Origin of the sequence: Novosphingobium sp. KA1 (assembly GCF_017309955.1) — a bacterium.
In the GTDB taxonomy this organism is placed as follows: Bacteria; Pseudomonadota; Alphaproteobacteria; order Sphingomonadales; family Sphingomonadaceae; genus Novosphingobium.
On record NZ_CP021248.1, the window covers coordinates 1,150,529 to 1,174,263 of the forward strand.

The 23,735-nt window shown below is 64.9% G+C and carries 17 protein-coding genes; 11 read left to right on the forward strand and 6 right to left on the reverse strand.

The window, feature by feature from the left end; genetic code table 11:
* Nucleotides 1-75: 75 nt before the first annotated feature.
* Nucleotides 76-720: an OmpA family protein gene (locus CA833_RS22960; protein WP_242526434.1), complete on the reverse strand. Its 645-nt coding sequence runs from the start codon at nt 718-720 to the stop codon at nt 76-78.
* A complete protein-coding gene (locus tag CA833_RS22965) occupies nt 717-2,555 on the reverse strand; it encodes a sodium:proton antiporter (protein WP_142638607.1) in 1,839 nt (612 codons plus the stop codon). The genes CA833_RS22960 and CA833_RS22965 overlap by 4 nt, the downstream gene beginning before the upstream one ends.
* Before the next feature lie 159 nt (nt 2,556-2,714).
* Here CA833_RS22965 and CA833_RS22970 point away from each other — a divergent pair, with 159 nt between their 5' ends.
* Entirely contained in the window at nt 2,715-3,185 is a 471-nt protein-coding gene (locus tag CA833_RS22970) for a MarR family winged helix-turn-helix transcriptional regulator (RefSeq protein WP_142638605.1), read from the forward strand.
* 56 nt (nt 3,186-3,241) lie between these two features.
* The gene (locus CA833_RS22975) at nt 3,242-4,150 is read left to right on the forward strand and encodes an aldo/keto reductase family oxidoreductase (protein WP_207080321.1); all 909 of its coding nucleotides are present in this window, start codon (nt 3,242-3,244) and stop codon (nt 4,148-4,150) included.
* Nucleotides 4,151-4,251: 101 nt separating this feature from the next.
* On the opposite strand, the gene CA833_RS22980 is transcribed toward CA833_RS22975, so the two are convergent.
* Nucleotides 4,252-5,625, reverse strand: a complete 1,374-nt coding sequence (locus CA833_RS22980; protein WP_242526435.1) for an FAD/NAD(P)-binding protein — start codon at nt 5,623-5,625, stop codon at nt 4,252-4,254.
* A 517-nt stretch (nt 5,626-6,142) separates the two neighbouring features.
* Between CA833_RS22980 and CA833_RS22985 the strand changes: the two genes are divergently transcribed.
* From CA833_RS22985 to CA833_RS23015, 7 genes are all read left to right on the forward strand, one after another.
* Complete coding sequence (locus CA833_RS22985) at nt 6,143-7,468, forward strand: dicarboxylate/amino acid:cation symporter (RefSeq protein ID WP_207080322.1); 1,326 nt, start codon at nt 6,143-6,145, stop codon at nt 7,466-7,468.
* 108 nt (nt 7,469-7,576) lie between these two features.
* Nucleotides 7,577-8,026: a heavy metal-responsive transcriptional regulator gene (locus CA833_RS22990; RefSeq protein WP_207080323.1), complete on the forward strand. Its 450-nt coding sequence runs from the start codon at nt 7,577-7,579 to the stop codon at nt 8,024-8,026.
* The gene (locus tag CA833_RS22995) at nt 8,026-10,473 is read left to right on the forward strand and encodes a heavy metal translocating P-type ATPase (protein ID WP_207080324.1); all 2,448 of its coding nucleotides are present in this window, start codon (nt 8,026-8,028) and stop codon (nt 10,471-10,473) included. The genes CA833_RS22990 and CA833_RS22995 overlap by 1 nt, the downstream gene beginning before the upstream one ends.
* Nucleotides 10,473-10,685 carry a heavy-metal-associated domain-containing protein gene (locus CA833_RS23000; protein WP_207080325.1) on the forward strand — a complete coding sequence of 71 codons (213 nt, stop codon included), beginning with the start codon at nt 10,473-10,475 and terminating at the stop codon, nt 10,683-10,685. The genes CA833_RS22995 and CA833_RS23000 overlap by 1 nt, the downstream gene beginning before the upstream one ends.
* Before the next feature lie 118 nt (nt 10,686-10,803).
* Nucleotides 10,804-13,305, forward strand: a complete 2,502-nt coding sequence (locus CA833_RS23005) for a TonB-dependent siderophore receptor (RefSeq protein WP_242526436.1) — start codon at nt 10,804-10,806, stop codon at nt 13,303-13,305.
* A gap of 8 nt (nt 13,306-13,313) precedes the next feature.
* Nucleotides 13,314-14,459 carry a cytochrome-c peroxidase gene (locus CA833_RS23010; RefSeq protein ID WP_207080327.1) on the forward strand — a complete coding sequence of 382 codons (1,146 nt, stop codon included), beginning with the start codon at nt 13,314-13,316 and terminating at the stop codon, nt 14,457-14,459.
* A 69-nt stretch (nt 14,460-14,528) separates the two neighbouring features.
* Entirely contained in the window at nt 14,529-15,281 is a 753-nt protein-coding gene (locus CA833_RS23015; protein ID WP_207080328.1) for an energy transducer TonB, read from the forward strand.
* Nucleotides 15,282-15,354: 73 nt separating this feature from the next.
* Here the strand turns inward: CA833_RS23015 and CA833_RS23020 are convergent, their stop codons facing one another.
* The gene (locus CA833_RS23020; RefSeq protein WP_207080329.1) at nt 15,355-18,150 is read right to left on the reverse strand and encodes a TonB-dependent receptor; all 2,796 of its coding nucleotides are present in this window, start codon (nt 18,148-18,150) and stop codon (nt 15,355-15,357) included.
* A 197-nt stretch (nt 18,151-18,347) separates the two neighbouring features.
* Here CA833_RS23020 and CA833_RS23025 point away from each other — a divergent pair, with 197 nt between their 5' ends.
* Together CA833_RS23025 and CA833_RS23030 are read left to right on the forward strand one after the other, a co-directional pair.
* A complete protein-coding gene (locus CA833_RS23025) occupies nt 18,348-19,049 on the forward strand; it encodes a response regulator transcription factor (RefSeq protein ID WP_242526437.1) in 702 nt (233 codons plus the stop codon).
* Nucleotides 19,046-20,374 (forward strand): cell wall metabolism sensor histidine kinase WalK, encoded by a 1,329-nt coding sequence (locus tag CA833_RS23030; RefSeq protein WP_207080330.1) that lies wholly within the window; start codon nt 19,046-19,048, stop codon nt 20,372-20,374. The genes CA833_RS23025 and CA833_RS23030 overlap by 4 nt, the downstream gene beginning before the upstream one ends.
* On the opposite strand, the gene CA833_RS23035 is transcribed toward CA833_RS23030, so the two are convergent.
* Nucleotides 20,361-21,764, reverse strand: coding sequence for an efflux transporter outer membrane subunit (locus CA833_RS23035; protein ID WP_242526438.1), 1,404 nt, complete (start codon nt 21,762-21,764; stop codon nt 20,361-20,363). The two genes, CA833_RS23030 and CA833_RS23035, sit on opposite strands and share 14 nt — an antisense overlap.
* A 4-nt stretch (nt 21,765-21,768) precedes the next feature.
* Entirely contained in the window at nt 21,769-23,718 is a 1,950-nt protein-coding gene (locus CA833_RS23040) for a MacB family efflux pump subunit (protein ID WP_207080332.1), read from the reverse strand.
* Between the last annotated feature and the right edge of the window lie 17 nt (nt 23,719-23,735).

Here is a 23,735-nt window from a genome sequence, read left to right on the forward strand (position 1 = left end):
CACCGAGAGGCTGGATGATGCTGTGGGACCGGGTTGGGCGTCACTGCCCGACCCGGTATTTTTTGCCTGACGCGCTCAGGTTCCGCCCGGCGCCTTCGATGATGGTGCAGGAGCCGGAGCAGCTGCAGGATCCGGCCCAGCCACCGGAATATCGACCCGGATCTCGACACGGCGGTTCCGCGCCCGTCCTTCGGGATCGTCGCTGCCGTCCAGCTTGCGGTTGGGTGCGATCGGCCGCGCCTCGCCCAATGGAATGACGGTGATGCGCGACCTGGCGATGCCCTTGCTTTCGAGGTAGCTGCGCGCCGCGTCCGCCCGGCGGCGCGATGCCGCCAGGTTTTCGGCATCGGACCCGCGGGAGTCGCTGTGGCCCCAGATCGTCACCTTGCCGCCCGCCTTGACCACCGGCTCGTCGAGCAATCCGTCGAGCAGGGCACGCCCCGCCGCGTCGGGGCTGCTGCCGCGCGCGGGATAAGGCACGGTCAGGTCGACCGCCTCGATCATCGGTGCCGGCGGCGGCGCGGTGTCGATTTCCGGGCGGATGATGGACTTCTTCGGCTCATCCACAGCCGCCTCGCTGGCATCGCCATCGTCCATGATGCTGTTCTGTGCGGCGGGCGATCCGCTCCCGGCACCGGCTTCTCCCTTGCCCGGGCCCTGCTGGCATCCGGTTAGCACCGCAACCAACAGCGATCCGGCGATGATGGGCGCGTTCTTCATGTCGCTGCCTCCTTCTTGTTGGAACTCTCGGGGCTTTCCGGAACCTCGCCATGGCGCGAGGGGCCGTAGGAAACGATGGTATCACCCGGCTGCGGCGTCGGCCGCGAGGCATGGGTGAAGAAGCGGATCTTGCCGTCCTTGCGCAGCAGGAACAGCATGTCCGCCTCGTCCGGGAGCGAGGCCTGGGCATCGGCAAAGTCGAACTGCTCGGAGATGCGGGTCTTGCGAAAGCTCCAGCCGGCCCGTTCGCGCTCGGCGATTTCCGAGACGCCAACGCCGGAGGCGAACATCGCACGCCCGCGCAAGGCTTCCGGCAGGCTGCGGTGATCCTCGTCATCGCCCATGCCGCCCAGTTGGTATACGGAATCCCGGCCAATATCGGGCGCAAACTCACTGCAGACGAGCGCGTTGTAGGCCTCGTTGTCGGTCGTTGCGACCAGCACCTGAAACTGCGTCAGGTCGAGCCGCTCCTCGGTGGACTCGGCCAGAATCTCACCGTGGTAGGTAGCAACGCCAGACTGCCGCGGCGACGACAGCCGCTGCCAGCTGGTGTCGGAGATCATCACCGGCACTTCGAGCTGGCGCATCTGCTCGGCCAGCGACAGGCTCCAGGGGGTGCTGCCGACGATCAGCAGGCCCTTCTTCCGCGCGCCGGTGACCTTGAGCCAGCGCGCAACGTGGCGGATGCTGAAACCATGTGCGATGATCGTCGCGATGACGACCGAGAACGACAGCGTCACCAGAATGCTGCCGTCGCCATAACCAAGCTGGTCGAGCCGCAATGCGAACAGGCCCGACACCGCTACTGCCACCACGCCGCGCGGCGCGATCCACGCCACCAGCAGGCGTTCGTTCCACGGGATCTTGCTGAAAGCCAGGCTTACCAGCACCGTCGCCGGGCGCACCAGGAACAGCAGTGCCAGCAGGAAGGCCAGGAACCGCCATTCGAACTGGCGCAGCACCGCAAGGTCGAGCGAGGCGGAAAGCAGCACGAACACGCCGGAAATCAGCAGAACGGTGATGTTCTCCTTGAACGGATGGATGTCGCGCAGTGAATCCAGCCGCATGTTGGCCAGTGCCACGCCCATGACCGTCACCGCCAAAAGGCCGGTCTCCTGCTGGATCAGGTTGGACAACACGAACGTGCCGATCACGGCCACCAGCAGGACCGGCGCCTTGAGGTATTCCGGCACATGGCCGCGCGGGAATGCCCAGGCGACCGCCCGTGCGACCGCATAGCCGATCAGCCCGGCCACCACCGCCGCGCCGAGCAGCGCCGCCACCACCGAAAGCAGTGTGCCGCCCTCGTCCACCCTGCGCAGATACTCATAGGTGATGACGGCACACAGGGCGCCGAACGGGTCGTTGACGATGGCTTCCCACTTCAGGATCGCACGCGGACGCGGGGCCACGTTGCTCTGGCGCAGGAGCGGGATCACGACGGTTGGGCCGGTCACGACCAGGATGCCCGCAAACAGGATCGCCACTGGCCAGACCAGCCCGGCGACGTAATAACAGGCGAGCGATCCCAGCACCCACCCCAGTGGAATGCCCAGGAACATCAGCCGCGTCACCGCGCCTTCGGTCTTGCGCAGCTCCCGGAAATTGAGGCTGAGGCCGCCTTCGAAGAGGATCAGCGCCACCGCTACCGAAACCATCGGTTCCAGCAGTTCGCCAAATGTATGTTCGGGCACGATCAGGCCGGTCACCGGGCCGGCGAGCACGCCTGCCGCCAGCATGAGGGCAATGGCGGGCCATCCGGTGCGCCAGGCGATCCATTGTGCACCGATCCCGAGAATTCCGATCAATGCAAAGACAAGGGCTTGCGTCTCCATAGGCATGGCATAACCATCGATGGCGCTTAAGGTAACCGCCGAAGTCCGAGATTTTTTGCATTTTTCGGATTTCGGCCACAATCGAATTCAGGCCCCCTTGCCCGCACATTTCTATCTGCCGGGCTTGAGCGGCGGTCAAACATCACGCTAGGTAGCGCAATGAGCGATCTCGAAACCATGCCTGGACACCTGATCCGCCGCCTGCAGCAGATTTGCGTCGCGCTTTTTACGCACCGGATGGGCGAAGCGGAGATCGACCTCACTCCGGTGCAATTTGCCGCACTCGTGACGCTCCGCCAGCACCCTGGCATCGACCAGCAGACCCTGGCCGGCATGATCGCCTATGACCGGGTGACCATCGGCGGTGTGGTCGACCGGCTCGTGCTCAAAGGGCTGGTCCTGCGTGAAACCAGCCCGACAGACCGACGTGCCCGCGTGCTGGCGCTGACCGACCAGGGAAAAGACCTGCTGGGTGAAGCGGTCCCCCTGGTCGAAGGGGTTCAAGGAGAAATTCTCGGCGCGCTGTCCGCGGCAGAGCAGGCGACCTTTGTCGCGCTGCTGTCGCGGGTCACGGCAAGTGGTAACGAACTCAGCCGCGCTCCGTTGCGCCGCAGCAAGGCGGCTGGCTAGGCGCGTCGCGCAAAGCGTCCTTTATTTCAGCAACCTCTATCGCACTGGTTGAGAACATGACCCTCCCCCTGTCGACCCAATCCGTTCCGCTCGGCAAGAGTGGAATTTCCGTTTTTCCGATAGCCTGGGGCATGTGGCGGCTCGCCCGCGCGGACGGCGATGACGATATCGGCGCCATCGTCGCGCGTATCGAGGCGGCGCTTGAGGCGGGGATCACCCTGTTCGACACAGCGGACATCTACGGCTGCGACGCGGCACTGGGCTTTGGCGGCGCGGAACGGCTGCTGGGCAAGGCGCTCGCCGGTCGTCCAGACCTGCGCCAACGGATGGTGATCGCAACCAAGGGCGGCATCGTGCCGGGCGTGCCTTACGATTCGAGCCCGGACTATCTGCACAAGGCGCTCGACGCCTCGCTCGAACGCCTGGGCCTGCCTTCGGTCGAACTCTACCAGATCCACCGCCGCGACTTCCTGGCCCATCCGCGCGATGTGGCCGAAACCCTCGCCGCCATGGTCGAAAGCGGCAAGGTCAAGGCCATCGGCGTTTCCAATTACAGCCCCGCGGAATTCGCAGCGCTGCAGGCCTTTCTGCCCTTCCCGATCGTTTCTACCCAGCCCGAATTCTCGGCGATGCATTATGCCCCGCTTTACGACGGCACCCTCGACCAGGCGATGGCCCACGATGCCGCCGTGCTGGCGTGGTCCCCGCTGGGCGGGGGACGTCTGGTTTCGGCCTGGCGAGATCCCGTCGCCAAGCTGCTGGTTGCGCAGGGCGAGCGTTATGGCACCGACACTGCCGCCGCCGCACTCTCGTGGCTCATGGCGCCCCCCTCGCGGCCGATCCCCATCGTCGGCACGCAGACGCCCGAACGTATTCTCTCCTCCCGCGATGCCCTGAAGGTCCAGTGGACCGCTTCGGAATGGTACAAAGTGCTGGAAACCGCGCGCGGGGAACGCCTGCCGTAACGACGCTATCGCCTTGCGACGGCCGTTGGTTCACCGCGGGATGGGACCGGATCGGATGGAAGCGCGGAAGAACACCGGAGCCCTTGTTCCTTCCCTCCTTCTTAAAGCCCCTCACCCCCGACCCAATGCGCATCGGCCAGATAGCGCGCGAGGTTCCAGACTTGCCGCCGAATATCGGGTACGGCAACGATCTCCCACGCCTCGCCCTTGGTAACCGGCCCCACCGCGAAAAGCGTGTCCTGCGGCTTGCCATCGGCATCGCGCACGCGGCCGAGATGCTCGACATCCAGCCCCAAGCGATGCGCGTCGGGCCGAACCCTGCCCTGCGCGACAAGGTCTTTCACCAGCGGCAGGCCGCTGCGCAGAAGATCGCCTTCCGGCCCGGTGCAATTGATCACCCGGCACACTTCGATACGCCGGAATTCCTCCTCTCCGCGCGGGCGATAGTCCACCGCTACCCCTCGCCCGGCCACATCGGATCCGACCAGCTTGCCGGCCACGAACTCCAGCCGGCCTTCTGCCTCCAGCTCGGCCAGACGACGGGCCACGTCGGGAGCGAGGCGGTGGCGATGCACGTCCCAATAGGGGCGCAAATGACGCAGGAGACGGCGCTGTCCGGCAAGATCGTGCCGGCGCCAGAGGTTCTGGGTATGCGGGCGCTGCTCGTCCACCGCCGCGCGCCAGCCGATCGCCTTGGCCCGATCGCGAATCTGGCGGACCAGCACCGAGCCACGCGCGTCGGGCGCGGGGACATGTTCCACGGCGGGACCGGTCTCGGCGTGGGCATGGGGCTTCAGACCCCGCCGCGACAGCGCGGTGATGCGGCCCTTGAACCCCGCCTTGTCGAGCGAAAGGATCATGTCCGCCGCCGTCAGCCCGGTACCGATCAGCAGGACATGATCGAGCGCAGCGGCATCGGCAACCGCAGCGGGGTTCCACGGATCGGAAAAGCGCCGTTCGGGCGGAAGCGCCGCGAGTGCGGGATGCGGCGTCGGCGGAAAGTTACCGAGCGCCAGCACCAGTGAACGGGCGGCGATCTCGCTGCCGTCATCTAGCACGACGGTGACTGTGCGGTCCCCGAAACGCGCCGAAAGCGCTTCGGCATGGACGATCTGCGCCTTTGGCCCGGCGTCGGACAGTGCCTTGATCAGCAGTTCGCGCAAGTAGAGCCCGTAAGTGAGGCGCGGCACGAAGCGATTGGCCTGTTCCTCGCCGGCCTGTCCGATCCAGCGCAGGAAATTGGCCTGATCGTCGGGAAAGGCGCTCATATTTGCGGCGCGAACGTTCAGCAGGTGCTCGGGGCCCTTGGTGCCGAAGGCGAGACCTTTGGCAAGCTGCGCCTGGCTGCGCTCGATCAGCACCACCCGCACGCCCTGGCGGATGAGGTTGATGGTCAGGAGAGTGCCGCTGAACCCTGCGCCGACAACGGCGACGGGAAGGTCCTCGGCTTCGAATTGGGGGGGCATCCGTGTCATGTCAGCTCCAGCCTAACCGCATTACGGATCAATTATCAACTCAATTAGTAGAGAATGAGCACTTCCCATAAAGTCCCATAAAGTCAAAATTTTGTATGGCGTTCTTAATTCGCTGCTGATGAGACAAGTTTGCTGCCTTGTCATCGCTGCTACACGTTTTGGGCCGATCCCCGCCTGCGAGGGCGATCCCGGCGATCCCCATATCTTCCCCATTGACAGCACTTTGTCCACCGATATGGTAGACAATATGACGTCATCGTCATGACGCCCGTGCCGGTCGACCACGACAGCACCGCAACCCACATCCTGCCTGGTCCGGCCGCTGGCAGCATGGTTCACCAACAAAAATGCGGCGGGCCGCCCCGTTGCTAGCCGAACTTGGCGTAGACGAAGGAATTCTCGTGCCTGCCTGACGGTCCGCACGCCTATGCAGCGCCTTTCCAGCCACCATCTCTGCCATTACGCGCGCCCGCTCGTCGGGACCGTTTGCGCATCGTTCCAGTACAAGAGTCCCCCCATGACGACCGCCGCTCAAACCGCACCATCTCTTCCCACCGGCAAAGCCTGGACGCTCAGCTTCGGAGCGCAAGTCCTCGTCGGCATGGCCATCGGCATCGCACTGGGCTTTGCAGCGCGATGGATCGGCCCGGACGCAACGGGCGGCCCCAACCAGCTGGCAGTTGCGCTCAAGACCCTGGGCAGCATCTTCATCGGCCTGCTGAGTGCAACCGTCCCGCCGCTGATCTTTGCGGCCATCGTCAGTTCGATCACCAATCTCAGGGATCTCGACAATGCCGCAAGGCTGGCGGGACAGACGCTCATCTGGTTCGCGATCACGGCGTTTATTGCCGTCGTGATCGGCATCGGCGTCGGCCTCATCGTCCAGCCCGGCACCGGCAGTCATCCGGGTCTTGCGACCGCGACAGCCCCGGCGACCGTGGGTACCTGGCTCGATTTCCTGAAGGGTCTGGTCCCCGCCAATTTCCTCGGGCTTGCGGCATCCTCCAAGGTCGCGGATACCGGGCAGGTCACCACCGGCCTCTCGTTCAACACCTTGCAGATCCTCGTCATCTCGCTTGCAGTCGGATTTGCCTCGCTCAAGGCCGGTGCGCGGGCGGAGCCCTTTGTCGCCTTCGTGCGCTCGCTTCTCGCGGTCGTCCGCACCATCCTTGGCTGGATCATCAAGCTGACCCCGATCGGTTCGGCGGCGCTGATCGGCGCTGCCATCGCGACCTATGGCTGGAGTACCCTGCTGCAGCTCGGCGGCTTCGCCTTTGCCGTCTATCTTGGCCTGTTCCTGGTCATCGGCGTCGTCTACCCCCTGCTGCTGACGCTCAACGGCATTCGCCCCGGCGCATTCTTCCGCGAGGCCTGGCCGGCGATCCAGCTGGCGTTTGTCTCGCGCTCGTCGGTCGGCACGATGCCGGTCACCGAACTGGCGGCGGAACGTCTCGGCGTTCCCAATGCCTATGCCGCCTTTGCCGTGCCGCTGGCCGCGACCACCAAGATGGACGGCTGCGCCTCGATCTATCCGGCACTCGCGGCAATCTTCGTGGCGAATTTCTACGGCATGCCGCTGCACGGACTGGATTACCTGCTGATCGTCGCGGTCTCGGTCCTCGGTTCGGCCGCCACGGCGGGCATGACCGGGGCAGTCGTCATGCTGACGCTGACGCTCTCCACGCTGGGACTGCCGCTGGCGGGAGCCGGACTGCTGCTCGCCATCGATCCCATTCTCGACATGGGGCGCACGGCAGTGAACGTTGCCGGGCAGCTTCTTGTCACCCTGATCGTCTCGAAGCGCGAGGGTCTGAGCCCGTCAGCGAGCCCCGCGCTGACTTGATACCGGGCGATCGGCCCCGATATTCCGTTCGTTCCGCAAAAAGCCGTTGACTCTGGACCATGGTCCAAGGGCTAGACAGGCTGTGAAGACAACGACGGGGTCGATCCGGTGAAGCGTTTCCTGACCATCGGCGCATTGGCAAAACAGGCCGAAGTCAGCGCCGATACCATCCGCTTTTACGAGCGCGAGGGGCTGCTTGGCAGTCCCGACCGGCTCGCATCCGGCTATCGCCATTACGATGCAGACGCGCTAGCCCGCCTGCAATACATCCTCCGCGCCAAGAGCCTCGGCTTCACGCTGGGCGAGATCAAGGGGCTGCTCGCTCTCGAAACCGACCGCGAGAACGGCGTCGAAGGTGTCCGGCAGCGCGCTCAGGAACGCATCGCCGATCTTGATCGGCGGATCACCGAAATGACCCGCATGCGCGATGCGCTCAAGGCGCTCGCCGATGCTTGCCCGGGAAGCGGCGAACCGGAAGCCTGCCCGATTCTCTCCGCCCTGCATGGCGAGGAAGCGCCGGAATGCTGCGAGGGCGGCTCGGGCAAGGCCTCGTCGTGATGGCAAAGACGCAAGAGGTGACGCTCACCCTACCCATCGGGGGGATGACCTGCGCAGGATGCGCGGCCACCGTGGAGAAAGTTCTGCGCCGCCTTCCCTCGGTCGATGCCCAAGTCAACTTCGCGGCCGAACGCGCCGCCGTGGCCTACGATCCTACACAAGTATCGCCGCAAGAGATGATCGCGGCCGTCGAGACGGCGGGCTATGAAGTTCCGCCGGAAACCGTGGTCTTCGACATCGGCGGCATGAGCTGCGCCGCTTGCGCCGCGGGTATCGAAACCGTGCTCAGCCGTGTACCCGGTGTTCTTGGCAGCACCGTGAACTTCGCCTCGGGCAAAGCCCGCGCCGACTATGTTCCCGGCGTGACCGATCCAGCAGCGCTCGCCGCAGCGATCGCCAGGGGCGGCTACCAGGCAACCGAGGCGCGTGACCTGACTGCGGATGAAGTTGCAAACCGCGAGGCCGCCTCCCGCCAGGAATGGCGCCGCGAACGCGCATTGTTTGCGGTCGCGCTGCTCCTCACCCTCCCGCTCTTCGCGCAGATGGTGGTGATGCTCGACATGCGGCAGTGGAGCCACGCCCTGGGCGGACACCATGGCGAACTGCTGCCGCGCTACTGGCAGTTCGCGCTGGCCTCCCCGGTGCAGTTCTGGATCGGCGCGCGCTTCTACAAGGCCGCGTTCAAGTCCTTGCGGGCGGGCACTGCCAACATGGATGTGCTGGTGGCGCTGGGCACCACCATTGCCTACGCCTACAGCGTCGTCGTCACACTCGTCGGGCGGATGGACCTGCACGTCTATTTCGAGGCATCAGCCGCGATCATCACGCTGGTCCTGCTGGGGCGCCTGCTGGAGGCCAATGCCAAGCGCAAGACATCCTCGGCCATCCGCGCCCTGCTCAAGCTGCGCCCGAAGACGGCACGGATCGAGCGCGAGGGCCGGATTATCGAAGTCGATGCCGGAACCCTTCTGGTCGGCGATGTCTTCGTGGTGGCGGCAGGCGATAGCGTGCCGGTCGACGGCGAAGTGATTTCCGGCCGCTCGAGCGTCGATGAAGCGATGCTCTCGGGCGAAAGCATGCCGGTGATGAAGGAGCCGGGCGCCAGGATCTATGCCGCGACCATCAACCAGAACGGCATGCTGCGCGCCCGCGCAACCGGTGTCGGCGCCGATACCGTGCTGGCGCAGATCATCCGCATGGTGGACGAAGCGCAAGGCTCGAAACCTCCCATCCAGTATTTCGTCGACAAGGTAACCGCCATCTTCGTGCCGGTGGTGATCGCCATCGCCGTGGTGACCCTGGCAGGCAACTGGCTGTGGAGCAGCGATTTCCAGACTGCCATGGTCAATGCGGTCGCCGTCCTGGTGATTGCCTGCCCGTGCTCGCTGGGCCTCGCGACGCCGACCGCGATCATGGTCGGCACCGGTATGGGCGCCAGGAACGGGGTGCTGATCCGCAATGCCGAAGTGCTCGAACGCGCGCGGGCGATGCAGACCCTGGCAGTCGACAAGACCGGAACGCTGACCCGCGGCGCGCCCGAGGTAACCGACCTTCTTCCTGCCGACGGGCAGGACGGCGCCCGCCTCGTGGCCCTTGCCGCCGCGCTGGAACGCGGGTCCGAGCATCCGCTGGCCCGCGCCATCACGAACAAGGCGCAGGAACAACGGATCACCCTCCCCGATGTCGACCACTTCGACACGCTGCCCGGCAAAGGGGTCTCGGGCCGGATCGAGGGGCGGCTGCTCCAACTGGGTTCTCCGCTGTGGCTCGGCGAAGTTGCCGCGCCGCTGCCGCCTGCCCTCGCCGAACGGGTGGAAGCGGCGCAAGCACAGGGCCGGACGGTGGTCGGCCTTGCCGAAGAGGGCCGCGTGATTGGGTTCATCGCCATTGCCGACCGGCTGCGCGACAGTTCCGTTCAGGCGGTCCGCGAACTGCGCGCTGCGGGCATCGCCGTCGTCATGCTGACCGGCGACAACCACCACACCGCCGCCGCCATCGCCGCGCAAGCCGGGATCACCCGTTTCGCCGCGGAAGTCCTGCCGCAAAACAAGGCCGAGGAAGTGCGCCGGCTGCAGGACCGCGGCGAAATCGTCGGCATGGCCGGGGACGGCATCAACGATGCCCCGGCGCTGGCGCAGGCCGATGTCTCCTTCGCCATCGGCGCAGGCTCCGACGTGGCGGTGGAAGCGGCCGACGTCGTGCTGGTACGCAACGATCTGCACGGCGTGCTCACGGCGGTGGAACTCTCGCGCGCGACGCTGGGGAAGATCCGGCAGAACCTGTTCTTTGCCTTTATCTACAACGTCCTGGGTATTCCGCTCGCCGCCTTCGGGCTGCTCAACCCGGTCATCGCCGGCGCCGCGATGGCGCTGAGTTCGATCTCGGTGGTCAGCAATTCCTTGCTGCTGAGCCGTTGGCAACCCAAGCCCCAACCGGAGAATTCGTGATGAGTGCCGTGCAACTGACCGTCCTGGGCATGACCTGCGATGGTTGCGCCAACCGTCTCAAGCGGGTGCTGGAAGCCCGCGGCGGAATCCATCACGCCGATGTGGTGCGTGATCTCAAGCAGGTCGCGGTCGACTACGACAGCGCCAGCATCGACCGGGCAGCCATCGAAGCCGCGATTGGCGACGCCGGCTTCGAGGTCGCGCATGGCTGAAACGCCGTTTAGCATAGAAGTGCTAATGCGAATCGCTTGCAATAAATAGGCAAGCGCGTTAGCGGCGCCCCGTCAGAGACAAACAGGGGTCGTCATGCGCTTGAAAATGAGGGTTTTGTTGCTGGGTACGGCGCTAGCCGCACCAGCCAATGCGTTTGCACAGGAAAGCGGCACCGCCGGCGGCACCGAGCAAGTGTTGCCGGAAGTCGTCGCCGAAGGCGGGCAGGATGGCGGCGCCTACGTCATGGGCACTGGTGCCGATGCCGGGACAACCCGCATCACCGCCGGGGAAATCCGGGCGCGCGCCGCCGGATCGGGCGATGCCAACCAGTTGCTCAAGGCGCTCCCCACGGTCCAGTTCACCCGTGACGAGGGCCTTGCCACCCGGGAGAACATTCAGGACATTCGCCCCGCCGACATCTCGATCTCGGGCGGCCGCTATTACGAGAACCTCATCACCATTGACGGCATCGATGCCAACGCCCGCGTCGACATTACCGGCACCAGCCGGACCAGCAATGCGCTTGCCGCATATGAACTGGCAGGCGCCACCGCCCAATCGATCTGGGTCGATACCAATCTGATCGGCGAAGTGACGCTGCGCGATTCCAACGTCTCGGCAGAATACGGCCGCTTCACCGGCGGCGCACTCGACATCAAGACCCGTGCGCCGAAACGCGAATGGGGGGCAAGCGCGAACGTTTCCTATACCTCGGACGCGCTCACCCACTACCGGGTATCACCAGCCTCGCGCGCCGCGCTGGCCGACGATGAAATGCCCTCGCGGCCGAGTTTCGAAAAGTGGCGCTACGGCGTCAGTCTCGACGTACCGGTCAACCCGAACATCGGCCTGCTTCTGGCCTACAATCGTTCGACCGCCAACGTCGTCTACACCCGCGGAGCGGCCTATGGCGCGACCAGGTTCGGCCAGTCCAGCACCAGCGACAACTTCATGGCCAAGATGGAAGCCGACCTGGCCGGCGACCTCACCCTCTCGGGTCAATTCGTCTATTCGCCCTACCGCAGCGAAGCGGCATCGGCCAACGGCGTCGACAATGAGGTCGTTTCCAGGGGCGGCGGCATCACCAGCCAGCTACGGCTGGCGCACTCCGGCACCAGCGACTGGTCGCTTTCGGCAAACCTGACGCACAGCGACACCGGCCGCGATGCCTCGCCCTTCAACTATTCGGTGCCCTCGTGGAGCACCAACGGCAGCGTCTGCAGCAACACCAACTGCACCATCGGCGGCTTTGGCGACATCGACCAGACACAGGACGTCTACAACCTCAACGGCCGCTGGTCGCGGTCCATCGGTCCCGGCACTTTGGCCATGGGCTTCGATTACCAGCACATCGAGGCCATGCGCAGTCGCCCCGTCGACGGCGGCGCCTACTCGCGGGGCACATCGCAATCGGCGGCGGCCTCCATCGTCTGCGCCGACGGCAACAGCCTGACCTGTGTGACCGGGGAATACGCCCTTACCCAATTTACCGTCTATTCGGCCTATCGCGCTGAGGTTGCGCTCGACAGTGTCGCAGGCTGGGCGGAATATTCCGCGCGGTTCGGCGCGTTCTCCCTGCGCGGCGGGCTGCGCTATGACTATGAGAGTTTTCTCGGCAACCACAATTTCTCGCCGCGCCTTTCGGCCAGCTATGAGCTGCCGTGGGACGGCTGGAGCGTGACCCTGGGCGCCAATCGCTATTACGGCCGCTCGATGCTGGCCTATGCCTTGCGTGAACAATACCCGGCTGCCGCCACCTATCTGCGTACGGGAACCAGCAGCGGCGGGCTTACGACCTACGCCGATACGGACTGGTATCTTTCGTCGATGAGCTATTCCACGAGCTATTCGGGAAGCAAGACCAAGACCCCCTACTCCGACGAACTGTCGGCAGCCCTGTCCGCCCGCATTCTTGGCGGTAATCTGCGGGTCAAGGGCATCTACCGGGAGGGCAAGGACGAATTCGTCCGGGCTGCCGGCGAGCGCGAGTCGATCATTCTGCCCAACGGCAAGACCTCCACCGTCACCCGCTATGTCGTCACCAACACCGGTTTCAGCAGCTACCGCGGCGCATCGGTGGAATGGACGCGCCGCTTCGGCAAGCACGACTTCGCGATCAACACCAACTTCTCCAAAACGAAGTCCAGCAACGACAACTACCTCGACGCCATCGACAGCGAGCTGTTCGACGATACGCCGGTCCTGTTCCAGGGCAATGTCACCACGCTGGCCGAGCTTTCCGCCCTCAATCAGCGCGACGACATGGCCGCGCCGCTCATCATCAATGCCACCTGGACTGCCCGCTGGCTGGACGACCGGCTGACCACGAACGTCAACGTGCGCTATCGCAGCGGCTTCGACCAGATCGAGGATACCGGTGAAAGCCAGACGGTGGATGGCACCGCTTACGACGTCTACGACTACATCCATTATCCCAAGGCGATCGACGTCAACCTCAACGCGCAGTTCGAAGTGATCCGTTCGGCCATGGGCGTACTGACGGCGGAAACGCGCATCGCCAACCTGCTCGACCGCATCCCCTCGCCGAACAGCGTGGCCACCACCCAGCCCTACCAGTTTGGCCGCTCGTTCTGGGTGGGCCTGAACTACAGGTTCTGAGCGCGCGCATGAATCTGCAACGACTTGTCCCGCGGGCGCTGTTGCTGGCGTCCGCGGTCTTCGTGGCCGTACAGGCATCGGGCGAGGGACAGGCGCCAAGGCCAGCGCTGCTGCAGGAACCGGCTGGATCGGAAACTGCACACGCTGCGCCCGGCGACTCGTCGGCGACCGATCTCCGGCGTCTCTACGCCGGACCGCCGCAAAGCTGGCCTCGTCCCGTGCTCGGTCCCGGTGCCGAATTTCGCGAGTTTGCACCGCTGCCCTCGCTACCCGCTCCGGGCGAGCGCGAGAAGGCGCTCGCGGCAATCGGCAAACGCCTGTTCGACGATCCGCGGCTTTCCGGTTCCGGCCAGATCGCCTGTGCCTCTTGCCACAGTCCGGAACTGGGGCTGGGCGACGGCTTGCGCACCGCCTTCGGTCACGACCGGCAACGCGGGCGGCGCAACGCCCAGTCGCTCTATACCGCCGCCTGGATGACACCCCTGTTCTGGGACGGGCGCAGCCCGGATCTTGCGGAACAGGCGCTGCACCCGATCACCGACGGCGCCGAGATGGCCGCAACGGCCGAGACGGTGCTCCCGCGTCTCAATGCCGATACCGGTTATCGCACCGCCTATGCCGCACTGGGGCAGGACCGCCCGATCACGATGAAGGACGTGACGGCCGCGCTTGCCGCGCACGAGCGAACCCTGCGGCCGCCGCGTTCGCGCTGGATGCAGGTCTTCGAGAAGGGCACGGGCGTGCTCACCGACCGCGAACTCCTCGGCCTGCACCTGTTTCGCACCAAGGCTGGCTGCGCGGCCTGTCACAATGGCCCGTTGCTGTCCGATCAGCGCTTCCACAACCTCGGCATAAGCTTTTACGGACGCCGTCTGGAGGACCTTGGCCGCTACGAGGTAACCGGCAAGCCCGAGGATGTCGGCAGGTTCCGCACGGCTTCCCTGCTCGGGGTGCGCAAGACCGCCCCTTACATGCATAACGGGCTGTTCCAGACGCTGGACAACGTGGTCGCCCTCTACAACGGTGGCGGCGGCAAGGACCGCCAGCAACCCAGCGGCAACGTCCCCGTGCCAAGCGCTGATCCCTTGGTGAGGAAGCTTGACCTGACAGCGGACGAACGCGCCGCGCTGGTTGCATTCCTGGAAACACTCTGAACGCGATACGCGGTACTCACAGACAATATGCTATTGCGAGTCACTCGCATATCCATTAGCGATCACGCCATGTTGGGTTCGCGAACAGTTTCCGCAGGGTTGGCCGGTGGGGTACACGCCGCACTCCTGACCGCACTCCTGCTCTCGTGGCATGCCGCACCGACGAGCGGCCCGGACCCCCGGCACGGCCTGACAGTGATGTCGCTGGCCGCGCCGCAGCAGCCCATGCAAGAGGCCGAGCCGACGCAGGCTGCGGCATCCCGGCAAGCGTCAAGGCGTGCTGAAGCCGCTCCGTTCGTACGGCGACAGGACATCCCGCCTCCGCTGCTGGTGCTGCCCGGAACCGAGACACCGGCAGCTCTGGCCATGCCGGGATCGGCCGACGTGCCGCCATCGCTGGACAGATCGATGCCGTCCGACGATGCTGCCGACAGCAACCGCGACCTCCTTACAGGAACGAAAACTGCCGCCGCGCCGCAAAGTGGATCCGCAGCCTCCGCCGCCCAATCCGCTTCCACTCGCCGCACGGCCGCATCCGATGGCTATGCCCTGCGCGTGTTTCGGCACATCCGCCGCTACAAGGCATTCCCCGCCGCACTCGCCGGCAAGGGCTGCGAAGGCACCGTGCTCGCGCGCTTCTCGCTCACCCGTGAAGGACGGATCGACCGCCTGACGCTGGCCAGAAGCAGCGGCTTCGGCGAACTCGATCGCCTTGCGCTCGAGCAACTGCGGCAGGCTGCCCCCTTCCCGAAGCCACCTTCGAGCGCTGCGGAAGCCGCGCTCAGCTTTCTGGTGCCGATGACTTACCGACTGGAAGCCTGAAGGCCGCTGCCGCGGCGCACCGCTCACCGGACGCCGCGCGAGGTCATCGCCCGGCGCCCGGTGTTGCTCCCCCTCACTTGAACGTGAAGCGCGCGCCGATCGAGAAGGTACGGGCCAGCAGCGTGGTGGCAAGATTGTCGGTGGTCGAACCACCGGCATCCCCGAACTTGTAGTAGCTCTGCTGCTTCGACTTGGTGAGATTGGTCGCGTCAAACGTCACCCCGATGTCGTGCGTCACGTTCCAGGTCAGCTGGAAGTCGAGGCTTTCCTCGGACTTGTACCAGATGCCGATCGGGTTCGCGAACAGGCTGGCTTCGTTGTTGTGCAGGAAGCCCTTGCGCCAGACATAGGACAGGCGGGCGTTGAACGGCCCCCGGTCATAAGCCAGCGTCGCGTTGTACGACAGTTTCGACACGTCGAAGAAAGCAGATTTGGTATAGCCGGTAATGTTGCCGGCCGAATCCGAGGTAGGGATGGTCTGGCTCGAATCCAGCACCGTCAGGCTGCCCTGGAAGCCTAGCCCGTCGAGCACGCTGGGCAGATAGTGCGGGAAGTAGGTCAGGCCCAGTTCGACACCCTTCAGCACGCCGTCGGACGCGTTGACCGGTTTCGTCACCACGAAATAATCGGTCGCCCCGGCAACGATGCCGTTGTCGGGAATATAGCTCATCACCGGCAGGCTGACCACAAGGCCGTCGATCTCGCGGCGGAATGCGGTAACGGTGATCGCGCTGTCGCGGTCGAAATACCATTCGAGTGCAAGGTCGTAGTTCTTCGAATGGGTCGGCTTGAGGTCCGCATTGCCTGCCGATCCGCTGCCATAGCCCACGCTGGTGAGGTCTCCCGTCAGCGAATAGGTCGGATTGACGTCGGTGAAGCTCGGCCGGCGCAGCGTCTCGCCATAGTTGAAGCGCAGGCGCAGCTTGTCGGTGATCGCATAACGCGCCGTGAAGCTGGGCAGGAACTTCGCCGAACCCGATCCCGCGCGGGTCAGGGCATAGTCATTGTAACGGTCGAAGAAGTTGTAATCGCTCGCCACGTTGACGTAGCGCACGCCGGCTTCGAGATCGAGCGGACGTCCGAAGATCGTCGCCTGAGCATCGGCCATGACGTAGGCGGTCATGGTGATCTCGTCGATGTCGAAAGTCTTGTTGAGCGTCAGCTGGTCGGACGTTGCCAGTCCGTAGAGACCACGAACATAGTCGGCGTTATTGTAAAGCCATGAACCGTCCACGGTCATCCAGCTGCGGGGCACATCGGCCTCGCCGCTCATGAAACCGGAATTGGTGAAATAGGCCGCCTCGGGAAGTGTCGTCAGACTGACTCCGAGGCTGTTCGCGTCGGCGGTCCGGCTGTAGCTCGACGCCTTGCGGTCGTCGTAGCGCAGACCCGCCTTGATGCGGCGCAGGAAGCCCTCGTCCCAGCTGTAGTAACCGTCCAGCTGTGCCGTAACAGCGCTGCCCTTGTCGCGCTCGGCGTTGTCGTAAAGCTGCGCGACGTTCCAGGTCGAGGCCTGGGTCAGCAGGGAATCGTCATCGAAGTGATAGGAGGGGACACCGCCGCCGGAATTGAAGTCCGCGGTGATCTGGCTGGCCGTGCGATCGGTGCGCATGGCAATGAACGAGGTCTTGTAGACGCTGTCCTGATAGGCGAGATCCGCAGTGATCTTGCCGCGCCCGTCACCGACGTCCCACTGGCCGTTCAGGGCATAGACGTAGCTGTCGGTACTGTTCTTCGTGTAGTCGCCGCTGTTGAACCCGTAGACATCGTCCACCGTGCGCGACTTGATGATGTTGGTGCCGTCATAAGTCTCGAATGCACCGGGATTGCTCCAATAGTCGACATAGCTGAACATCATGTCGCTGTAGAGCGAGCCGCGGAAGCCCGTGTAATACATCTCGGCGGTATAAACCGAAGAGCTGTTCGGGGCCCACTGCAAGGCGACATTGAACGACGGCCGCTTGCGGGTACCGTACTGGTCGGTCGAGAACACCGCATCGCGCGAGAGGTAATAAGGCACCTCTACGCCGTTGTAGTTGATCGTCGAGCCCGGCGTGGTCGGCAGGCCTTCGTTGAGCCCGGGCGTCCAGCCCGAGAAGATTCGCTCAAGCGGCGACAGCCCGGATCCATCCGTTGGGTTTTCCGTCGCGAAAGGTACCAGCGCGCCGGCCGTCACCGTTTCGTTGCGGTACTTGGTCTTGCTGTAGCTGCCGTTGACGAGGATGCCGATGTCGCCGATCCCGGTTTCCCAGCGGTCAGAGACCAGCAGCGCCACGTTGGGATTATAGCTGTCGGCAATCTCGTTGTAGGTGCCGCGCACCAGGCCCGAGACGGCAAAACCGTCGAAATCGAACGGACGACGGGTCTTGACGTCGATCTGCCCGGCAAGGCCGGTTTCGAGCTGATCGGCCGAGCGCGTCTTGTAGACGTCCACCTGCTTGACGAGGTTCGCCGAGATGTCCTGAAGCGAGAACGATTGCCCGGTCGAGGTGAAGATGTTGCGGCCGTTCATCGTCGTGGCCGCGTCGGGAAGGCCGCGAATGGTGACGGTGGCGGCCTCGCCGCCGGCCCGGTCGGTGATCTGGATGCCGGTCACGCGCTGGAGCGCTTCGACGACGTTATTGTCCGGCAATTTACCGACGTCCTCGGCGACGATCGAGTCGACGATCTGCACCGAATCCTTGCGCACGTTGAGCGCGCCGACAATCGACGCTCGCACCCCGGTGACGATGATGTCCTCGGCGCTGGGCGCGGCACTTTCCGTGCCACCGCCACTGTTTGCAGGTGCAGAGTCCTGTGCATGAGCAACACCGGCAAGGCCGAGTGCCAGAATGGATACGGTACAAAACGCAAATGGCTTGAGCGCCATGGATCAACCCTCCCTGAGGGGCTGGCCGATTACCATGCCCCATATCGACGAAGCAGACCGCTTAATTAGTCTGACTAATTCGATATGACCGGCAATGCGCGATTTGTGGGTAAAGACTTCGCAAGACCTGCGTAAAGTTTTCGTAATGCCCACAGACACAGGCTGACAACCGGCGCCGATTGCGCCATCAGGATCGTGTGGAAGAGGACGCCAAACGCATATTGCTGATCGACGACGATCTCGAACTGGGCGCGATGCTCGGTGAATATCTGGAAAGTGAAGGGTTTCGCGTCGAGATCGTGGCAGATGGACTGGCCGGGATGCAGCGGGCCGTGTCCGGCGAACACGACGCTATTGTCCTGGATATCATGCTGCCTCGCCTCAACGGCATCGAACTGCTGCGCCAGCTTCGCGAAACCAATGAAGTTCCGGTCATCATGCTTTCCGCACGCGGCGACGAGGTGGACAAGGTGATCGGCCTGGAACTGGGCGCCGATGATTACGTGGCCAAGCCCTGTTATCCGCGTGAACTGGTTGCCCGTATCCGTGCGAACTTGCGTCGCCATCAGCCATCGGAACGCGGCGCCCCGGCCCCTGCCACGCTTACCGCCGGGCGGCTTGAAGTTCAGGTCGCCGCACGCAAGGCATTGTGGCAGGGCAAGCCGGTCGAGCTGACGGCATCCGAATTCAACATCCTGCTGGTACTGCTGCGCGCCGGCGAGGCGGTGGCGACCAAGGACGACCTGTCGCTGCGCGGCCTTGGCCGACCTCGCCAAAGTTATGACCGCAGCGTCGACGTTCATGTCAGCAACCTCAGGATCAAGCTGGAAGCCGTTTCGCAGGGCGGCGCGCGGGTCGAAACGATCCGGGGTGTCGGCTACAGATTGCAGGTGAAATGACCCGTCGGCGGCTGTTCTGGAAGATCCTGCTGGGTTTCATTTTCACCTTCCTGCTGATGACGCAGGCGGTGTGGCTGCTTTTTGCGCTCCATGACGACCGCGAGCGTGAGCTCCCTCCGTTCCTGATGTCGAGCCAGATCGGCCCCGCCGTGCTGGAGGCGGGGACCCAGGCGGTTCGTGCCGGCGGTCGTTCCCGGTTCGACAGCATGGTCGCCGATTTGCCGGCGGACCAGCGTGAGCACATCCTGCTGCTGGATCCCGGCACGGCCAGACCATCGGCAGACGACCACGAGAATGCCGTGATCGACCGGCAGGTCAGCGATCCCGCCGGCCGCGCCTACGTCCTGCGCTTCCGCTATCACGCGAACGAACCGCCCTGGCGTTTCAACATCCCGCCGGAACTCCTGGTCATCGGCTTGCTCGCCGGGATCATCTTCAGCGCCTTCCTGGCCTGGTATCTGGTACGCCCGATCAACCACTTGCGGCGCGGTTTCCAGCGCCTGGCCCGGGGTGAACTGACGACCCGGGTCTCCCCCCAGATCGGCAGTCGCCGCGACGAAGTGGCCGACCTTGCCCACGAATTCGACAGCATGGCCGCCCGTCTCCAGCAACTCGTCGAAAGCCGCGACCGGCTGCTCCACGACGTGTCGCACGAACTGCGCTCGCCGCTGGCGCGGCTGCAGCTGGCCATCGCCCTTACGCGCCAGTCGCCATCACGATTCGACAGTTCGATGGACCGGATCGAGCACGAAGTGGACCGGCTCGAGGGGCTTGTCGGTGAACTGCTCACTCTGGCCCGCGCCGAGAACGATCAGCACCCGGGCGACGAGTATTTCGACATCACCGGCATCGCTGAGAGCATCGTCGCCGACGCCCGCTACGAAGCGGAGCCGCGCGGCATCGAGATCTCTTTCGATTCGCTGGCGTTCCCTCCGGAACTGGCCGAGGATCCGCCGTGCGTGCGCGGAAACGCCGAACTGATCCACCGCGCCGTCGACAACGTCGTGCGCAATGCCCTGCGCTTCACCCCGCGCGACGGCCACATCGCAGTCCGCGCCGAGTACCTGCCGGAAACCCGCCTGTTTCGGATCTCGGTGATCGACGAAGGCCCCGGTGTCAGCGCGGAGCTGGCCGGTGCGATGTTCGAGCCTTTCGTGCGCGGCATGCCCGGAGGCAGCAATCTCGGGCTCGGACTGGCCATCGCCTCGCGTGCGGTCGCGGCCCATCGCGGCCGGATCTTTGCCACCAACCGCGACACCGGCGGTCTGGTCGTGACGATCGAGCTACCAGCAGGCGAACTGCCCGCTCCTGTTACGGTGCCGTAGCGTCGGCAGGATCTCCGCCAAGCGCCTGATAGACCGCGACTTGCGCCACCAGCTGATTGTAACGGTTCTGGATCAGGCCGGTACGCGCGGTTCGCAGGCGTTCCTGGGCATCGAGCCAGTCCCGCAGGGGAATGGCCCCGGCGCGGTACTGCCGCGCATAAAGCGCCTCGGCATCACGCGCCGCCTCGTAGTTGGCCTGCGCGAAGCGACCCTGCTTCACGTATTGCTCGCGCGCAGAAAGTGAAACCTGCGTGTCGCGCAGCGCGTCGTAGAATGTCTGGCGGAAATCCTGCACGGCAATATCGTAATCGGCCCGGGCAATGCCGGTGCCGAGGCGCACTTTCTCCGGATTGAGTTCCGCCAGCGATAGTGCGGCTCCAAGGCTTGCGGCCGGATTGGAGAAGAACTTGAGCAGCGAGGAACTCGCGGCCCCCAGCGCCCCGGTAAGGCTGAAGCTGGGATAATAGCTCGCCACCGTCGCATCGCTGGTCGCCAATGTCTTGCGCAGGCGCAGTTCGGCGGCGGCAAGGTCCGGGCGCCGCGACAGCAGCGAAGCGGGAACCCCGGCGGCGATTTCCGGCAATGGCTGCGCGGGCAGCACCATCAGTTCGGTGCCGTTATAGGACTGCTGGTCCAGCAGTGCGGCGATTGTCTTGAGCGCCGAGACACGCGCCTGCACCAGCTGCGTCTGCGCGGATTCCTGCGCCGCGACCGATTGCTGGGCATCGCGCAGTTCAAGCCGCGAGACCGCGCCTGCATCATATTGCCGCTGCACCAGTTCCAGCGCGCGGCGCACGTAAGCCAGGCTTTGTTCACCGATGGCGACCTGCTCGTTGGCATAGCCGAGCTGCCACCATGCCTCGGCGGTCGTCGCGATCAGCGAAAGGCGGGTTTCCGCCAGATCCTGCGCGCTCGCCCGGGCTTCCCATTGCGCGGCATCCGCCGCTGCGCCGAGCCGGCCGAACAAGTCCAGTTCCCAGGATACGCCAAGCGAAGCGGCACTGCTCTTGCTCCACGCCGAACCGCCCTGCAGCGCCTTGGAGGCATCCGTGGACAGGCTCGCCGTGCCGCTCGGGAACAGGCCCTGCCGTGCCTGTTCGGCTGAAAGATGCGCCTGTTTCAGCCTGAGCCCCGCTGCCGCAAGATCGGCATTGGCGGCCAGCACCTGGTCGACCAGCGTGGTCAGCCCGGGATCGCCAAACGCATTCCACCACGGCGCGCCCGCTGTCCCTGCCACGCCCTGCGCGGCCTGATCCCAGGTCGCCGCCACAGGCAGTTCCGGCGCGGCATAGTGCGAGCGCGTCACGCTCGCACAGCCCGTAGTGGCTAGTACAAGTGCCAGCGCGGTCAGCAGCGCGGGGCGAAAGAGCAGGATCTTCGGCTCGGACACGGGATCAGTCTCTCGAAAGGGCATCGACCGGGTCGAGCCGGGCCGCGCGGCGGGCAGGCAGGAAGCCGAAGACGACGCCGATGAGGGTGGAACAGGCAAACGCGGCCACGATCGAGGTCACCGAATAGGCCATTCGGAAGTCGATCGGCGTGAACGAGACGGCCACGCCCACCGCCAGCGACAGGCCGACGCCGATCACGCCGCCGATGAGGCAGACCAGTACCGCTTCGATCAGGAACTGCTGGAGAATGTCCGACTGACGCGCACCAACGGCCATGCGCACGCCGATCTCCGCCGTGCGCTCGGTGACGGACACCAGCATGATATTCATCACCCCGATGCCGCCGACGATCAGCGCGATCACCGCGATGGCCGCGATCAGCAGCGTCATCGTATTGGTGGCATTGGTGATGGTCTGGCGAATGTCGTCGGAGTTGCTGATGAAGAAGTCGGTGGTGCCGTGGCGCTTGGCAAGCAACTGCGTGACCGCCGTTTCCGCCGCCGCCGTCGAGGTGTCGTCGCTCACGCGCACGGTGATGCTGGAGAGATAGGTCTGCCCCAGCATGCGGCTCATCGCCGTGGTGTAGGGCACATAGGCCGTCAGGCTGTCGCTGCCGCCGAAACCCTGTTGCTGGGTGCCGACCACGCCGACGATGCGCGCGGGCACCTTGCCGAGCAGCACGACTTTGCCGAGCGGATCCTCGCCATTGGGGAACAGGGTGTCGCGCGAGTTCTCGTCGATCACCACGTCCTGCGACAGTTCATGAACGCTCTGGGCATCGAACAGGCCGCCGGACACCAGTTCCAGGCCTCGCACACGAAAGTAGTCCGCGCCTACCCCGTTGACGTTCGCGGTGGCCGCCACGTTTCGGTAGCGCGCGGTCACGCTGGTCGAGACACTCGGCGTAACACTGTCGACATAGGGAAGCTGGGCCAGGGCATCGGCATCGGCGTCCTTCAGCGTCTCGATCTTGGCCGAGCGCATGTCGCCGAAGCTCTTGCCGGGGTAGATGGTCAGCGTATTGGTGCCCAGGCTGCTGATGTCGGAGAGGATCTTTTCCTGCGCGCCCCCGCCCAGCGCCACCACCGAGACGACCGAGGCGATGCCGATGATGATGCCCAGCATCGTTAGGAACGTGCGCAGCTTGTGCGCCGACATCGCCAGCACCGCCATCCGGAATGCCTCGCGGAACCGGTCGACCACCTGCTGCAGGCCGCTGGCGACCGGCGCGGCTTTCTGCACGGCCGGGCGAACGCCGCTTTCGCGCGTGCGGCGATCGTCGATGATCTCGCCGTCGCGGATCTCGATGATGCGGTCGGCGTGCTCGGCCACTTTCATGTCGTGGGTGACGAGGATGACCGTATGCCCCTCGGCGTGAAGCTCGCCGAGAATGCGCATCACTTCGACGCCGCTCGCGGAATCGAGCGCGCCGGTCGGCTCGTCGGCGAAGATCACCTCGCCGCCGTTCATCAGCGCGCGCGCGATCGAGACGCGCTGCTGCTGGCCGCCGGAAAGCTGCCCCGGCCGGTGCCCGGTGCGCTCGCCCAGGCCAAGCCGGGCGAGGATTTCGCGCGCACGTCCTGCCCGCTCGCCGCGCGCGCGGCCGGCATAGACCGCCGGCACTTCGACGTTGCCGAGCGCGGAAAGGTCGGTCAGCAGGTGGTAGCGCTGGAAGATGAAGCCGAAATGCTCGCGCCGCAGCGCCGCCAGTTCGTCCGGCTCGAGATCGCCGGTGTCGCGGCCGTTGATCCTGTAGGAACCGGAAGTCGGCCGGTCGAGACAGCCGAGGATGTTCATCAGCGTCGACTTGCCCGAACCGGACTGGCCGACGATGGCCACCATCTCACCCGCCTCGATCGACAGGTCGATGTCTTTGAGCGCGGCAAAGACGCCGTCGCCCGAGGGATACTCGCGCCGCACGTGCGAGAGGGAAATGAGCGGGGTACCGGTCATCGACGATCTCTCGACCC